General features: G+C 52.4%; 13 protein-coding genes. 12 read left to right on the top strand and 1 reads right to left on the bottom strand.

The genetic code is table 11. The annotated features are described in order from the left end of the window. Positions 1–5: 5 nt before the first annotated feature. Positions 6–212, bottom strand: coding sequence for a hypothetical protein (locus ACO0LM_RS11890; protein ID WP_423037308.1), 207 nt, complete (start codon positions 210–212; stop codon positions 6–8). 125 nt (positions 213–337) lie between these two features. On the opposite strand from ACO0LM_RS11890, the gene ACO0LM_RS11885 reads away from it, so the two are divergent. From ACO0LM_RS11885 to ACO0LM_RS11830, 12 genes are all read left to right on the top strand, one after another. After that, the gene (locus ACO0LM_RS11885; protein WP_423037306.1) at positions 338–541 is read left to right on the top strand and encodes a phage head-tail joining protein; all 204 of its coding nucleotides are present in this window, start codon (positions 338–340) and stop codon (positions 539–541) included. 71 nt (positions 542–612) lie between these two features. Further along, on the top strand, positions 613–2040 hold the full coding sequence (locus ACO0LM_RS11880) for a phage portal protein (RefSeq protein WP_423037304.1): 1428 nt from the start codon (positions 613–615) through the stop codon (positions 2038–2040). A 365-nt stretch (positions 2041–2405) separates the two neighbouring features. Further along, complete coding sequence (locus ACO0LM_RS11875; RefSeq protein ID WP_423037302.1) at positions 2406–3509, top strand: head maturation protease, ClpP-related; 1104 nt, start codon at positions 2406–2408, stop codon at positions 3507–3509. Between the two features lie 112 nt (positions 3510–3621). Continuing rightward, positions 3622–3972: a head decoration protein gene (locus ACO0LM_RS11870; protein WP_423037300.1), complete on the top strand. Its 351-nt coding sequence runs from the start codon at positions 3622–3624 to the stop codon at positions 3970–3972. A gap of 63 nt (positions 3973–4035) precedes the next feature. Then, entirely contained in the window at positions 4036–5031 is a 996-nt protein-coding gene (locus tag ACO0LM_RS11865) for a major capsid protein (protein WP_423037298.1), read from the top strand. A 2-nt stretch (positions 5032–5033) separates the two neighbouring features. Next, positions 5034–5321 carry a head-tail joining protein gene (locus tag ACO0LM_RS11860; protein ID WP_423037296.1) on the top strand — a complete coding sequence of 96 codons (288 nt, stop codon included), beginning with the start codon at positions 5034–5036 and terminating at the stop codon, positions 5319–5321. After that, positions 5318–5923, top strand: coding sequence for a phage tail protein (locus ACO0LM_RS11855; RefSeq protein ID WP_423037294.1), 606 nt, complete (start codon positions 5318–5320; stop codon positions 5921–5923). The genes ACO0LM_RS11860 and ACO0LM_RS11855 overlap by 4 nt, the downstream gene beginning before the upstream one ends. Continuing rightward, entirely contained in the window at positions 5920–6387 is a 468-nt protein-coding gene (locus tag ACO0LM_RS11850; RefSeq protein ID WP_423037292.1) for a hypothetical protein, read from the top strand. The genes ACO0LM_RS11855 and ACO0LM_RS11850 overlap by 4 nt, the downstream gene beginning before the upstream one ends. Positions 6388–6480: 93 nt before the next feature. Next, positions 6481–7239, top strand: coding sequence for a hypothetical protein (locus ACO0LM_RS11845; protein WP_423037290.1), 759 nt, complete (start codon positions 6481–6483; stop codon positions 7237–7239). Between the two features lie 66 nt (positions 7240–7305). Continuing rightward, on the top strand, positions 7306–11784 hold the full coding sequence (locus tag ACO0LM_RS11840; protein ID WP_423037288.1) for a tape measure protein: 4479 nt from the start codon (positions 7306–7308) through the stop codon (positions 11782–11784). Beyond that, complete coding sequence (locus tag ACO0LM_RS11835) at positions 11784–12179, top strand: hypothetical protein (RefSeq protein WP_423037286.1); 396 nt, start codon at positions 11784–11786, stop codon at positions 12177–12179. Before ACO0LM_RS11840 ends, ACO0LM_RS11835 begins: the two co-directional genes overlap by 1 nt. A 2-nt stretch (positions 12180–12181) precedes the next feature. Then, positions 12182–14251, top strand: coding sequence for a hypothetical protein (locus ACO0LM_RS11830; protein ID WP_423037284.1), 2070 nt, complete (start codon positions 12182–12184; stop codon positions 14249–14251). Positions 14252–14255 lie beyond the last annotated feature (4 nt).

The raw sequence follows: 14255 nt of genomic DNA, 5'->3' as shown, positions 1-14255 counted from the left end.
TAATACTAATTTGTGGAGACTTCGACAAGTTTCTGTTTCAAGAGCAATTTTGCCGCTCTATCCAGTCCTTCAGAGAAGTTGCCATCTCCAAATGCCGAAAGTATCGCCTCGGTGGAGTCGGTAACTGTGCATTTTTTAGGCTTCTTCGGTCCCATCTCACCCACCGGACGGCCAGCCCCTTCACGTGCTCCGCCCCTCTTTTTGACTTCCATAGTAACCCCGCTGTTTATTGATATTGATAATATGCCCCTATTATCTAATCAAGTCAAGAATTCTGTCCACTGGCTGCGTATTTTTTTATCGCCAAGAATCCATAGAACTGAAAAAAGGATTCGCCATGGCCGTAACACAAGCAGACATCGACGCGCTGGACAAAGCAATCAGCCGAGCTGAAAAGATCGTCAAGCTGGATAACAAGTACGTCGAGTACAAGTCAACAGAGCAAATGATTCTCGCACGGGACACATTGCAAAAGCAATTGAACCAGGCGACGCCACGCACTCGGATTGTGTACTACACGCAGACAGGGCGGGCCTACTGATGGCAGGCAAAACGTCAAAAACTGCCATCGTCGCACAGACGCCTACGTTTTCCCCAACTGTGCTAAACGCCATGAAAGCCATGGCGCGGTATGACGCTGCGTCTACTGGTCGCCGTCTTCGCAGTTGGAACCCCCCAGCTTCTGGACCTAACACCTCGATAGAGAATATCGAAAAGCTGCGTAGCCGCAACAGAGACGCAGGTCGCAACGAATGGGCAGCGGAAGCCGCAACACGATTGCGCGTTGTGGATATGGTCGGCACAGGTATTGTTGCCCGACCCAAGACGAAGCGTGTTGCACTGAAACAGACACTTAGCGGACTGTGGGAAAAGTCTCTCAAGGAAATTGATGCCGACGGCACCAACAATTTTTATGGGATGCAAGCCCTGGCCTGCCACTCCTGGGAAGAGTCCGGCGAGGTGTTCGCACGTATCCGTGCGCGCAGGATGTCGGACCCAGTAGCAGTACCTATTCAAGTGCAGTTGCTTGAAGCGGACATGGTGCCCATGTTGAATACGGACACGTACACCGGCCTGCCAACGGGTAACCGAATTCGTTACGGCATTGAGTTGGACCCCATTGGCAGGCGGGTTGCGTACTGGGTCTACAAGTCACACCCTGGCGACAACATCGCCAGCACTTTTGACGCTTCATTGCTGACACGGGTACCGGCAGACGAAATGATTCACGTCTACCAGGCGAAGCGCCCCGGCGCACTGCGAGGTGTTCCGGATGGCACATCCTCAATTGTGCGGATGAAAACTGTATCTGACTTCGACGATGCGGTCACGGAAAAAGCCAAGATTCAAAACTTGTTTGCTGGCGTGATACACAGGCCGGCACCAACAGCGGGACAGCTAGGGACGGACCCCCTCACAGGCCAAATAATCGAATACGCAGAGAACAATATGCCAATGGTTGGTTTAGAACCTGGTGCAGTAATTGAACTCGCTCCGGGCGAGGAAATGACTTTCTCAAACCCACCAGCCACGGGCGTTGGGTACAACGACTATACCCGTGTTCAGAATCTAGCCATTGCTAGTGGCCGTGGTGTTCCCTATGAAATGCTGGCCGGCGACATTGTGAATGTGTCTGATAGAACGCTGCGCGTCATCATTCAAAACTATCGCAGGGCCATAGAGCAAAAGCAATGGCTGGTCCTTATTCCGAAACTTTGCCAAGCCATTTGGGATGCCTGGGTAGACGCAGCCGCGCTGATTGGCCTGATTTCATTGAGCGATGTGGACGAAGCCAAACGGGTGCAGTGGTCGCCACAAGCGTGGGCTTACATCCACCCTGTTCAAGACGTTGCGTCCAAAGTGGCCGAGATAGACGCCGGCATTACCAGCCGCGATATGGTCATTAGCTCCAGAGGTGATGACCCCGACGAAGTAGATGAATCACGGGCGGAAAGTCAGGCAAGGGAAAAATTGCTCGGACTGGTCGCAGCGGTCCTTGCAAATCCAAAAATCAAAGCTGAACTCGAAAAATTAATGTAACGGAAGAGGTAAAACGATGGCTGCAACAACACCAGATGTCATGATCCCCAAAGGCACATGGACAAACCTTCACGCTGGAACAGGTATCGCTGTGGGTACCGCAGTGACAGTGGAAAACAAGGGCAATTTTTACTGCCTCCTTGCAATCTCAAGTACAGCGCCGGCGTCCCCAACCCTTGGCGCAATCCTCTTTCCAGGACCAGAAGGATTTTCACGCGCCGTGAAAGCCAGTGAGCCTGGGTTATGGGCCTACTGCCCTGACGGCACAACAACGGTACTCGTGCAGGGATAAAAGAATTTCATCCACTGGCGACACGTTGCAACGCGCCCATAGAATCGGCTAAACATTAAAAAGGGGTAATACCTTGAAAAACTGGTACACAATCAAGGCGCAGGCAGGCGCAACGAACGCAGAAATTACCATCCACGATTACATTGGTAATTGGAACATCAGTGCGTCTACTTTCCTATCCGATTTGAAAGCGGTTGGATCGTCCAACCCTGGCTTGAAAAATCTCGATGTGTCGATCAATTCCCTTGGCGGTAGCGTTATTGATGGTGTTGCCATTTACAACGGCCTCCGCTCTTTTGCCGAAAAAACTGGCGCAACGATCACCACCAATGTAATCGGTATCGCTGCCAGTATTTCCAATCTGATTTCGCAGGCTGGTGACAAACGAAAGATGGCAAAGAATGCGTTTGGCATGGTGCATAGCCCCTTGGCTACAGCGCAAGCCAATGCCAACGGCATGCGCGATCTGGCAGACCTTCTGGATAAGTTCGAGGGTTCCATCATCGGCACCTATGTGCAACGCACAGGGAAAACCGCAGATGAAATTAAAGCGCTGTTTGATGCCGAAACTTTCATGACAGCCGATGAAGCATTGGCCCAAGGCTTTATTGATGAAATCACTCCGGCAGTGACCTTGACGGCAAGTTTCAGCCTTGACAATCTGCCCGAAAAAATCGTTGCGATTTTCAACAACACCAACGACAAAACGGACAAAGGTACGAAGGCCCCTGAATCCAAACCTGTAACAAAACCTGAAACGAAACCAGAAATGAAAACAGACCCTAAAGCAGACGCCGGTACCACTTTCGCCAATTCCATCTTGGCGCTGTCGAAGCAGTATGACATTGAAGCGCACGCAGAATCCTTTATGTTGGACCTGAAACTGACCACCGTCGACCAGGTAGAAGCCGCAATGAGAGAAGCTGTTGAAGTGCGCGACCTTTGTGTGTTCGCCAAGATGCCAGATCAAGTATCTGCGTTCATTGCAGAGCGCGTTACGTTGGTGGAAGCGCGCAAGCGCCTGGTTGATATTCGCGCTGAAAAGTCCGACAAGACACATGTGGACAACACAACGCCTATTGACGCGAAGGGTAAAACCCAAGAAAACGCTGGCGGAACACTCAGCCCGTCCAAGATTTACGAAGCACGGGCGAACTTCGGCAAAGCCACCAAGTAACAGAATCAAGTTATCCGAATCCAAGCAGCCGGACTAGAACGAGTCACACCGGCGGCAGTCATCACCGTTAGAAATACGTGACTCGTAACCAGGCAAATAAGGAGAAGTAAGTATGTCGAATACATTCACAGAGGGCACCCACACCGGAGAATGGTTGTTGTCCGAAGCAAACGGCACCCAAAGCCGTGACAAGGCGACTTTGCTGGCACAAACAGCCGGTTTGCCATCAGGCCAGGTGCTGGGCAAGGTAACTGCGTCAGGTAAGTACACAAAGTACGACAACACAAAATCGGATGGTACCGAAACGGCAGCAGGCGTTCTGTACACCCAAGTGGGCATCACTTCTGGGGATACGCAAGTTGCAATCATCTCGCGTAACGCAGAAGTGGCCGGTGGTCGTTTGACAGGTTACGACGTAGCCGCCAAGCCGGAATTACTGGTACTGGGCATCGTGGTGCGTTAATTCGCCCTCATATTTAGCAATTGCTAATTTACTGAATAAATATTTTACGAAAAGGTAACAACGATGGCCACCATAGACATCTTTAACAACGACGCATTCAACGTAATTTCGTTGACTGGCACGATCAATGACACAAAATACAAGCCAGAACGGTTGGGCGAACTCGGTTGGTTCGATGAAAAAGGCATCAACACGCTGTCTTTCTGGATCGAACGCAAGGGCAATCAGTTGGCCCTGATCCCTAACACACCACGCGGCGCACCAGGCATCGTCAATCCGATCAACCGCTCGAAAGGCATCCTGTTTGGTGTGACGCATTTGCCTCAAACAGACGCCATCATGGCAGATCAGATTGCAGGCGTCCGCGCATTCGGTACCGAATCCGAATTGCAAACCATGCAGGGCGTCGTCAACGAGCGCTTGCAAACCATGCGCGATAACATCGACGTGACACTGGAATACCATCGTATAGGTGCGCTGAAAGGCGTTATTCTTGATGCAGATGGGTCTACGGTGATCGAAGACCTGTACAACCGTTTCAATTTGACACAACAAACCAAAGCCATGGCGTTGACAAACGGGGCAACGGATGTCAAGCAGAAAACCATCGAAGCAACACGACTGATCGATGAAGCCCTGGGTGCCGTCCGTTACACAAGTCGTCGCGCCCTCTGCTCTCCAAGCTTCTTGGATAAACTGGTCGCCAATAAAGCCGTTAAGGCCGACTTCGACCGTTTCAATAACGGCTCGTTCCAGCGTGACGATTACCGCACGGGTTTCCCATATGCTGGTGTGTACTGGGAAGAGTATCGCGGCGGCGTTGGTGGTCAGTTGTTCATCCCTGATGGTAAAGCGTACCTGGTACCCGAAGGTGTCGCCGGCATGTTCCAAACCAAGTTTGGCTTTGCCAACTACATGGAAACCATCAACACGGTAGGCCTGCCGTACTATGCACGTCAGGAAGCCATGGCAATGGGCAAGGGCATCAACCTGGAAGCACAGTCAAATCCGTTCTGCATCAACACACGTCCAGACTGTGTGATCGAACTGACTGCATAACCATGGATGATCCGTTCGCACGGATGACAAAAAGCATCTTCGCTCAACTGGGCGGAGATGCTTTTTTACGTGGTACTGAGCCGTGCAGTATCGAAATTTCTCATGGTGTTGAAGTGGTCACCCCTGGCGAGTACAGCGACATCGTGGCGCATAGAACCGTGGCAAACATATCCTATGAGGATTTGCCAAAACCACAAAAAAATGACGTTATCTCTGTTGGCGGCACCGAGTACCATCTTGACGCCCTCCTAAAAGATGACGGCTATTCTGCGCGCTGGGTAGTGCTATGAGTGTCAGCGTTTCCGCCAACCTGAATGATCTTATCGCCTTGCGCGATGATCTAAAGATCACCCCCCAAAGGCTGGCGGAAATCGCTACACAAGCCGTCAATCACACCGCGCTTCAGGCCTTGCAAAACAGCCGCAAGCTTATCGTCAACCAGGTCAATCTACCGGCGCAATATGTTGAAGAAAAAACACAGCTACAACAAGCCACAGAACAAAATCCTATTGCCATCATCACGGCCCGGGGGCGAGGTACGCAGCTTGTTCGGTTTGACTCGAAGCAGATCATCACACCGGCAAAAAACCCGAAAAAAGCAAAAGGCGGCGGACCTGGCGGCATCCCATCGGGGTACAAAGCAGCCGGCGTATCGGTGAATGTAAAACGCGGCGCAGCCAGGGCAGAACTGCCCCACGGCTTTTTCATGAAACTGCGCAACGGCAACGGCTACGGCCTTTTCACCCGCTCACCGGACGGCAAAATCCGCAATCGCTATGGGCCTTCAGTTGACCAAGTGTTCGTTGGCGTGATCCGCGATACTTCGCCGCAAATTGCAATTGATCTTGAACAAGATGTTATCGCCCGGTTGGACGGGCTGTTAGGAAAATGATGGCAACAAAAGCAGCGCAAATCGCCTCGAAAATAGAGGAAAAAATAAGGGGCATTCTGACCACCAACGGTTTTGAAACCAATATAGGTGAAAACGTGTATCGGGGTCGCATCCACCCGGACGGCATGAAACTGCCATTCACGGTCATTGGTGAGGCAGATGACAATCCAACGGGTTCCACGAGTCGGGGCACTGAAACACGCATATCGCAAAGGTACATCCTCGAAGCAACTTTGAATTGCGACAGGGATAACCCTAACGACGCGGCCCACCAGGCAATAGGCGATCTTAAAAAAGCCATTTTCAAGGACGTGGCGAAAACTGCGCTGCAAACGCTGGGTGGCCTGGCAATCAGCGTTGCCTATAGCGGTAGGATGATATCGCCAAGACCGGACGGCACAGCCATGGTAACGGCATCGATCACCATCACCGTTGACTACACCGAGAATCTGGCAGAGCCATAGAATTCTGTCCACTGGCTGGGAAAACTTCATCTGATTAATGTGGTACACGCGCCAGTTTTGGCGACCACGTTAATTTTTATGGAGAGCTAAAATATGTCCACCGGATTCTTAGGCGCAGGTGATGTGTTCATCGAAAAATTCGACCCGGCGACCGCAGCATGGTTGCCGGCTGTCGGGCCTTACGAAACAAGCAAGTTGGAAATCAAAATGAATTCCGATTTGAAAGAGCAAACAAGTAAGCGCAAAGCAACCTACGGCCAGACAACCACGTCGGTAGCCTTGCCAAAGCCAGCCGATTTTTCAATCGAATTTGCACAGGTAGACGCAGAAACCCTGCAAATGGCACTGATGGCCGAAGCGACAACTATCAACCAGGCGTCAGGCACCGTAGCTGATGAAGTAGTCGTGGCTAAAGTCGGTGCGTGGGTAAAACTGGCACATGATAACGTGGCCGGCACCGGTGTCGTGGTGAAAAATTCCGCAGGCACAACGACGTATGACAAGGACGTTGATTACGAAATCAATTATCGCCTGGGCATGCTCCGTGCGTTGAAAGACAGTGATATCGCTGATCTGGCCAGCTTGAAAGTCAGCTATGGCTATAACGCCGTAACAGGCACCTTGCTTTCTGGTGCCAAGGTCAACCAGATCAAGATTCGCATCACGATGGATGGTGTGAACTTTGCCGACAACTTGCCAGCCGTGTTGAAAGTCCATCAAGCTGTACTCTCTCCGGACACTGCATTTGACTTCTTGTCCAACGACTTCGGCAAAGTGGGCCTGAAAGGCCGCATGGAAACCCCAGCAGGCAAGTCTGAGCCATTCACAGTGGCGATGCACGACACCGTGTAATCAATCAGGTTGTAATGTGAAGCGACTCGCAAGGGTCGCTTTGCAATGCAACTTGCGAGGTGAAACGTGACTGACCGTGAAATTAATTTAAAGATATCCGCCAATGCTGACGGTGCGGATAAGATAAAAAAGCTTGCGGACGAGGTTACGGCTCTTGTCAAGACGGGCGGAGATGCCGCACCCGCATTTAAGCAACTGAGCGACGAGTTAGACCAGCTTGCGAACCAGCAAGCCCTTGTGACCAAGTTCGCTGACCTCACCGAAAAATCCAAAGCACTCCAGCAGAGCATTGAAACGCTGACACAAGCTACGGTCACGTCTACGGAGTCCGTTGCGAGTCGCCGTAAGGCGTTGGACGAAGCCATTGCAACCGAGCGCAAGAGCGCCGAGTCGGTCAACCTGGTCAATACAGCTATCCGGGATGCCGAAGTAGGTATGCGCCAGGCAAAGGCAACTATTGCCAGCTACAAAGCGGAAATCGCAGCAAGTGGTGACGTAACAGACAAGCAACTCATTGGTCTGAGAGATGCCAACATCGAATTAAAGCAGTATGCAGCCGCCCTCGCCGCTTCCAAGTCGGCGTTGGATGGTGTTTTGCCAGCGCAGATACAAAATGCGGAAGCCTTGAAAGAATCACAACTTGCAATCAGCAAGGCATCAGCCGAGTACGACCGGAACAAAGCAAGCCTTGCTGATCTGGAAGGCAAGTACACGCAACTGACCGGCGCCGTTGGTGCCGTCGAAAAGGAAATGACTGCCGCAGGGTTGGCATCTACCGAAGTGGCCACTGCGCAAGCCAGCATGGCAACCGGTGTACAAAAAGTCACTGAGGCATTCAACGCGGAACGTGCCGCCCTCGAACAAAAAATCGCAGCGGACAAGGCCGAGGTGGAAGCCCTTCGACTGGCAGACGCGGCCTACAAGGAAAAAACAGCGACAATCAGGGCGAATGCTCAACTACAACAAGAATTGATCAGTCTTGAAAAAGCAGAGAATCAAGTTCAGATCGAAAACGCAAGGGCCACTCAGGTCGTCGCCCAAGCCAAAAAGGATGAACAGACCGCAAGGGAATCTGCGTTGACAGTGGGATCCCTTGAACTGAAAAACAAACAATTGGCTGTTGACGCAACCAAGTTGGAAGCGCTTGCCGAGGGTGAACTGATCCAGGCGAAACAAGAATACCTGCAAGCTACAAACAGAGAAACGGAAGCCACACAAGCCGATATCCTCGCGGCAAAAACAGCCGTAGAAAGTAAGCGCACTCTTGCAAGGGCAACGGAAGAGTCCCTAGTCGGCCTGCAAAAGGCGGCTGAGATAAACAACACTGAACGTGCCGCGCTGGAAGCCAAATTAGCCGCTGAAAAAGTCGTTGCTGAGTCAATACGCCAAGCGGATGCAGCCTATAAGGAACACACCAACACACTGCGCGCCAACGCACAAGTGGAACAAGAACTGATCACACTCGCCAAGGCAGACAACCAGGTACAAATCGAAGCCGCACGCACTACATTGGCGGCGGCACAGGCAAAGAAAGACGAGAAGGCGGCAAGAGAGGCCGCACTGAACATACGTCAGTTGGAAGTGCGAAACACGCAACTGACGGCAGATGCCCTGCGCGCTGAAGCCAGTGCCGAAGACCTGTTGATCCAGGCGAAACAAGAATACCTGCAAGCTACAAATAGGACAACCACGGCAACAGAAGCCGAAATAGTGGCCGAACGTCTGGCAGCAGATAGCAAACGCACCTTGGCCCGTGCCACATCTGACGCGGCGGCACGTCAAAACGAGTTCCAGCAAGAAGTCGGCAAAACAGGCGGCGTGATGTCCAAGGTATCTGGTCTGTTCCAGAGTGCCATTGCGCCAATTGTGGGCTTCATCGCCGGCATCACTGAATTTGTGCGCGTCAACATCGAACTGGAAAACATTGGCCGGACGTTGAAAGTCGTCACGGGGTCAACGCAAGGCGCAAAAGCCGAGATGGAGTTCATCCGGAAAACGTCAAATGACCTGGGCCTTGAACTCATATCGACGGCCAAGTCCTATTCGCAGTTTGCAGCCGCAACCAAAGGGTCTGCCATCGAGGGTGACCAGGCACGCAAGATATTTGTGGCAGTGGCGAACTCCATGGCGCTGGCAGGCAGATCGTCTGCCGAGATGGAGGGCGCACTGAACGCCTTGGCGCAGATGATAAGCAAAGGCACCGTGCAGATGGAAGAGTTGCGAGGCCAGTTGGGCGACCGGCTACCAGGTGCACTGAAACTCGCTGCGGATGCATCCGGCCTGACCACGGCCCAACTGATCAAGATGGTTGAAAACGGTCAGGTACTGGCGGCAGATTTGTTGCCCAAACTGGCTGATGCCCTAAACACCACGTTCAAACAAGCCCCGGGCGACATAGAAACCACCACGCAGGCATTCAACAAGCTACGCAACGCGATGTCTACCACGTTCGAGGATATTGGTAGTTCTGGCGCCCTGAAAGTATTTGTGGACATTGGTGCGGGGTTCGCCGCAGTGGTATCAGGCATTGGCAACACGCTAGCGATCTTCATACGAACTGCCGCTGCCTTCGTGGGATTTCTCACCAAAAACATCAGTGATGTCTATGACTTTTTCACAGACAAAGCGTTCTCCGCGCAACAGTTGTTGAATTCGATACTTGGGAACGTCGCTACTTTCGTTGACTCAGTTAATGGGTACGTGGACAGTGCGGCCACCAGCATTCGGCGCTTCACCGACTTGCTGCCGTTCATGAACAAGGAAGCCAACGCCGCGGGCGCAGGGGTGAAAGTGGTGGGCGATTCGGCACAAGCAGCCGGACAACAGGCCAAAGCATCCGGAGATAACTGGTTGGAATTGACGGGTAAATTTGCTGAGTACAACAAACAACTTGCAGAGCAAATCGTCACATCGGAAAAAGTGGTAGCAGCCCGTAAGGAAGAGGAAAAGACGGTACGCGATCTTGCAGACGCTGAAATCAACGAGTTATCACGTAAAAGCCAGGTGATCGAAGCAGCGAAGGCAACGGCTGTTGCCCTTGAAAATGTCGTACTGAAACGGCAGGGCGACCTATTCCAGACGCAAGAACAGATCACCAAGCTGGAAGCATACATAACCGCAAACAAAGATGTGTCAGCAGAGCATCTGAAACAAATCGAAGAACTTAAAAAACTGGCCGCTGCAAAAGAAGCGGACCTTGACAAGTCTCGTGCCGAAGCCTCCGCAGCCAGGTTGCACACAGAAGCGTTGATATCTGAAGGGCGCGCTATGCAAGACAACTCTTCCAAACTGGAAGGGTTGCGCGCCGTCTATCAGTTGATGGTTGTCCAGGTCAACGAATTGCGTAAAGCCAAGGAACAAGGCCTGAATGTCGATCAACAATTGATCGATGCACAAGTGCGCCTCGGCTCCGCAGGTAAAGCCTACCTCGACTCACTCAGTGATACGCACAAAAACCTACAAGCAAACCTTACGACCAAGATGGCAGAAAACAATCTGCAACAGTTGACCATCAAGTTGTCGATGGAGGAAGCCCGTAGCAATTTGGAAGTCGCCAAGGCCAAAGGGGACGAAGCTGGGGTGCGTCGCGCAACGAACGAAATGCGCCGTCTTGAAATTCAACTGGCACAACTCCAGGCACAGGCCCTGCGCGCTGAAGCAGAAGCAACCCTTGAAATGGTCAAGGTCAAGCGCGAAGAGTTGTTAGCACGGGGGCTGTTGACCAAGGCCGCAGAGATGGAACTGAAGGCCCAAGAGTTGGGCGCACAGGCCAAGAAAAAACAATCTGAGATATCAGACGAGGTGGCCAAGCGCCTAGAACGCCTGACCACAGCGCAGAATAGTTCCACCTCTGCGACCAACTCGCAAAAATCGGCATTCGATAGTGCAGCGACAGGTGCACAAGGAATGGCCGGCGCTTACGACAATGCTGCCGCATCGGCAACAAGATATGCAGCCGCTGCGCAAAAGGCCGCGAGTTCTTCGCCAAGCGCGCAACAAACGCGCACGATCACACGCGAGGACGGCACCACGGAAGTGCTACGCAAGAACGGGAAGGACACCTACGTTGATAGCCAGGGCATCACGGTAGGTGCCGACGGTCGCCCGACGAGCGTGGCATCTGACGGCAACGGCACTGCGCAGAAGGACGTAAAACTCGCACAGATGTTATACGACTTCACACAAGGTAAAACCGTTGCCGCAAACGCAGAAAACCTGGCATTGGCAAAAACCGAGTTGGAAGCCGCCAAGACCAACATGGAAGTGATGCAGCAATACGGCGCTCAATTCTCCCGCGCTGGTCAAGATGACGTCATCAAGGCATACAACCGTGCGCGATCTTTGGTTGACGCATTACAAGGCGGAGGCCTCGCAGGCCCAACCGGCAACCAAGGCAACGGCCCGTCAGGTGGACTGCGTTCTTACACCGTGAATATCAACATGGGCGGCAAAAACACCTCCCTAGGCGTCGCTTCGGAAAAAGATGCACTGGCATTAACCGACCTGTTAGGGCAACTTAGCAATGACAAATCAAGGTCCGCTTAATGACAACCCTTTCAGATGGCACAACAACGATTGAACTAGATCCCGATTTTTGGTGGAGGGACGAGTTCGACTGGCAACCGGTAGAGCAATCAGAAACGCGCACGATCACAGGCGCAATCGTGATAGAGGCCCACGCCCGTGTTGGCGGTCGCCCTATCACCTTGGAACCGCCCGACGAAAGTAGCGCATGGCTGTCTCGTGACGTGGTAACAGCCTTGCAAGCGTTCGCAGCCGTACCAGGCAAGGTGATGACACTGGCCCTAAACGGAACCGAATACCAGGTGGTATTCAAACGGGCTGGAGGGGACGCAGTATCTGCAAAACCTGTTGTCTTTTTCAGCAACGCAGCCGGTTCGGACTACTACCTGACCACCCTTAAATTTATGGAAGTTTAGAAATGACAATCTCCGCAGGCGACGTAAAACTTGTCAAGTCAAAAGTGATGGACGACGTACCCGAAGGTGGCGGACCGCCCACATCAGTAGCGATTATCGACGCCACGAGCAATGCCATTTTTGAGGACATCTCGGAAACAGCCAGGGCCGGCGGTCAGGTTAACCTGCGCAAACTCTTCACAGCCATCAACACAAACGATGTCGATAAATACTTTGGCGCAAATGTGATCGTTGCCGCTCCACCATCGGATGAAAAAGTGTCTATCACGCTGTTTTCCACCGGCCAGGTGTTTGATGTACGCGCATCCGCGAAAGGCCGTATCGAATCTTATTTGTCCATCGGCTCCCGGTATCCTGGTTATCTGTTCGGCGATCACATCGCCGGCCAAAGAATCGTTACCCTGCTTCAGCGCGAAAACATTGCGGTACCTGCCGTAGGCGATACCCTGGTGCTGCGCAAGAATCAGGACTTGCCCACCATGTTTGAGCAATACGTCAAAGTGATTGACGTGTCGTCCCGGGTACGCAATTTTACTGATAGCTCCGGAGACTTCACTCGGTTGGAAGTGTCGTTGGAATTGAGTGACGCACTCACCCAAGATTTCAACGGCTTGGACGCCACGAAGATAGAACCGACAGAGGCGATGTACGCGAACAAAACACGCCTTTTCAGTACGATTGTGGCCGATGCGGCCCGCTACTATGGAGTAGTCAAATCGGTTGAATCCGCAGCCATAGGTGACCTGGTTATCAAAGGTTCTGGAATATTCACGCAGTTGGTCCCAAGTACCAGGATTGAAGTGCCGATTGCAGATGCACGCATGAGTCAGCGCCAATCGGCTGCGATGAAAGCAGGTGAAGTGTCCAGCAATAACGTAGCAGCGGTGTTCAACACGTCACAGGCGTTCTTCGTCGGGGGTCGGGTTCTGCCTGGATCATTCTCCATCAGAACGGGCGGCGTTACCCTGAAGGACAAAGGCGGCGTGCTGATGAATGATAGCATTGCTGTCGGGGCTTTTGACTATGACAACGGCGTTGCCACACTGGCGACCAACGTATTTGGCACAGGAACGAACACTTTTACATTCGAGTACATCCCCGCTGGCACCCCAGTATCCATAACCAATTCGGTAGGCGTACCTGTAACGGCTCAAGGTCAGCGGTCAAACTGGGTGTTCACAGTCGATTCGATACCCGCACGCGGCACTACCCTTGTGAGCTTCAGGGCTTTGCAAAAATGGTATGTGCTGTCTGATGACGGCTCTGGCGCGTTGCGCGGCGCGGATAGCGCTGTGGGTGCGGGTACGATCAATTTTCCAACAGGCACGATATCAGCCACGCTGGGCACACTGCCGGACGTTGGTAGTCAAATCATCATCCAGTGGGTGGATTCAACTGGCGCACGCCCACTAAACGCCATCCCTTTGCAGGCAGGCTCCCTTGGCAAAGCGTTCGGCAAAGTGGCGTTGATCAACGATGCAATCAAGCCTGGGGCGCTGACGCTGACATGGAACGATGGTACGTTGCGGACAGCGACTGACTCCAACGGCACATTGGTCGGCGATGCATCCGGAACAGTCAACTACACGTCTGGAAAGATCGTATTCCGTCCAAACACCCTGCCAGCTATAAATACCGAGGTAACAGTTTCGTCCACTAACGCAACGGCGAACACGGGTGGTGTCAACCTGTTCACCGATGGTGGGGCAAACTGGACTCTGACAGTCACTGCGCCGATTCGTCCTAAGACATTTGAGATGTCCGTCTACACCAAAGCACTTGGCGTCAACTGGCTGAACGAACCTGTCCTGCAACGCAAATTAATGCGCGTCTATGACAACGGCGCTGGCAATTTGCAAGTGACCAGTGGGACCACAAACCTGAACGTCGGCACGATCAACTATACAACGGGCGCTTGCGTGTTGTTCAAAACGACCACGGGATACAACAAGGAAGATGCCGAATACCTAAAAAACGACCTGTTAGCGGATGGCACCATCGTGTTTGGTCGCTTCACCGGTCGGAAAATGTATTTCAGAGATTTAACCATATTAAACGGTCCGGAGATTTAAGAAT

The organism is Undibacterium sp. Di26W (assembly GCF_049340265.1).
In the GTDB taxonomy this organism is placed as follows: domain Bacteria; phylum Pseudomonadota; class Gammaproteobacteria; order Burkholderiales; family Burkholderiaceae_D; genus Undibacterium.
This window is presented reverse-complemented; position numbering and strand designations above follow the sequence as displayed.

Bases quoted from the DNA above. Each gene is read 5' to 3' on its own strand.
- ACO0LM_RS11890 (WP_423037308.1), bottom strand. From the start codon at position 212: ATGGAAGTCAAAAAGAGGGGCGGAGCACGTGAAGGGGCTGGCCGTCCG.
- ACO0LM_RS11885 (WP_423037306.1), top strand. From the start codon at position 338: ATGGCCGTAACACAAGCAGACATCGACGCGCTGGACAAAGCAATCAGC.
- ACO0LM_RS11880 (WP_423037304.1), top strand. From the start codon at position 613: ATGAAAGCCATGGCGCGGTATGACGCTGCGTCTACTGGTCGCCGTCTT.
- ACO0LM_RS11870 (WP_423037300.1), top strand. From the start codon at position 3,622: ATGTCGAATACATTCACAGAGGGCACCCACACCGGAGAATGGTTGTTG.
- ACO0LM_RS11865 (WP_423037298.1), top strand. From the start codon at position 4,036: ATGGCCACCATAGACATCTTTAACAACGACGCATTCAACGTAATTTCG.
- ACO0LM_RS11860 (WP_423037296.1), top strand. From the start codon at position 5,034: ATGGATGATCCGTTCGCACGGATGACAAAAAGCATCTTCGCTCAACTG.
- ACO0LM_RS11855 (WP_423037294.1), top strand. From the start codon at position 5,318: ATGAGTGTCAGCGTTTCCGCCAACCTGAATGATCTTATCGCCTTGCGC.
- ACO0LM_RS11850 (WP_423037292.1), top strand. From the start codon at position 5,920: ATGATGGCAACAAAAGCAGCGCAAATCGCCTCGAAAATAGAGGAAAAA.
- ACO0LM_RS11845 (WP_423037290.1), top strand. From the start codon at position 6,481: ATGTCCACCGGATTCTTAGGCGCAGGTGATGTGTTCATCGAAAAATTC.
- ACO0LM_RS11835 (WP_423037286.1), top strand. From the start codon at position 11,784: ATGACAACCCTTTCAGATGGCACAACAACGATTGAACTAGATCCCGAT.
- ACO0LM_RS11830 (WP_423037284.1), top strand. From the start codon at position 12,182: ATGACAATCTCCGCAGGCGACGTAAAACTTGTCAAGTCAAAAGTGATG.